Genomic DNA, 1,414 nt, shown 5'->3' with positions numbered 1-1,414 from the left:
GCATTCCTATCCCGCTATCACTGCAATATGTTTCATAGATATGCCCCCTCGTGTAAGATGATGCACTATCATTTAGTGGAAAATTTTAATGTATTGTGCGGATTTCCCTTATAAAACTATATCACATATTCCTGAAATTGTATAGTATTTACTTGCGCTGGCCGCTGCTGACCGTGTATTCCTGTCAACTTGCCCCAAAGCTTACTTTTAGCCGCTCCTTTTCTGCGGCAATCTCTGCTTTCATCTGGAGGATCATCTCCGCCAGCAGCTGTTCACAGTCCTCTCTGGTTTTAGCGTAGACGTTGCGGGGATGCTTTTTGCCGTCCGGCCAGACGGGGGAATACCGTCCCTCCCACAGATAGTCGTTGATTTGAGTGACGCACCCAGTGCCTGGTTTGCGGCGTTTCCCCTTGTAAGGCTGGAAGGCGCTGGGGGTGAGTTTCCTGGCCGTGGTTTTCGCCTCCTGTGTGGACTCGATCTTGCTGATTCCCCGGTCGATTTTGCGTGCTGCCGTTTGTCGCATCTCATCGGTGACGTGGGCGTAGATGTTCAGAGTGGTGCTGCTGGACACGTGACCGATCACCGTGGAGAGGGTCTTGATGTCCATTCCGTGTTCCAGGGACATGGTGGCAAACAGGTGACGGAGGTCATGGAAACGGATATGCTTGCACCCGGCCCTTTCCAGAATCGTGGTCAGGCGCTTGCGGACAGAGGCGGGGTCCAAGGGCAGGTCATCTTTTCTGGGCGAGGGGAACATCCAGCAGGAGTGTACCTGCTGGCGGTATTCCTTTATGACACCCAGGAGCGGAGCGGGAAGGATGATCGTCCGGTTGGCGGCTTTGGTTTTGGGCCGGGAGATGATCAACCCACCCTTGACTCGATGAATCTGTCGTTCCACCCGCAGCGTCCCAGTTTTGAAATTGAGATCGTCCCACTGGAGAGCCAGAAGTTCACCACGCCTCAGGCCGGTGGCAATCTCCAGCAGGAGCAGCTCATAGCAACCGTCCTCCTTGGCTTGGATCAGCAGACGCTGGACCTCCTCTGGAGTGAGCACCTGCATCTCCCTGGGCTTGGCGGGAGGGAGCCGGCAACCGTCAGCGGGGTTGCGAGAAATCAGCTTTTTAGAGACCGCCATCTCCAGCGCGGAGCGGAGCGTGGTGTGACAACCCCGCACCGTCTGGTCGGAGAGGCCGCTGCCATAGTGACCGACATTCTTGATGCGCCCGTTTTGTTTGAGGTCGGTGTAGAACTGCTGGAGGTCATTTTGTGTGAGCTTGTCCAGCGGGGTGTCTCCCAGCGCGGGGATGATGTAGTTGTAGATTCGTTGTTCATAGGACATCTGCGTGTTGGGCCGGAGATTGGGTTTCTTACAGGACTGATACCAATGATCCAGCCACTGGCCCAGGGTCATACC

The 1,414-nt window shown here is 55.2% G+C and carries 1 protein-coding gene; it reads right to left on the bottom strand.

Going from position 1 to position 1,414, the window contains the following annotated elements:
- Positions 1 to 184 precede the first annotated feature (184 nt).
- Positions 185 to 1,414: site-specific integrase (locus tag JX325_RS16705; RefSeq protein ID WP_204792153.1), on the bottom strand; the 1,230-nt coding region annotated here is incomplete at its 5' end.

Origin of the sequence: Oscillibacter sp. CU971, assembly GCF_905219725.1 — a bacterium.
GTDB lineage: Bacteria > Bacillota > Clostridia > Oscillospirales > Oscillospiraceae > Oscillibacter.
Note: the sequence above shows the minus strand (reverse complement) of the source record. Positions and strands in the feature narration are given on the sequence as shown.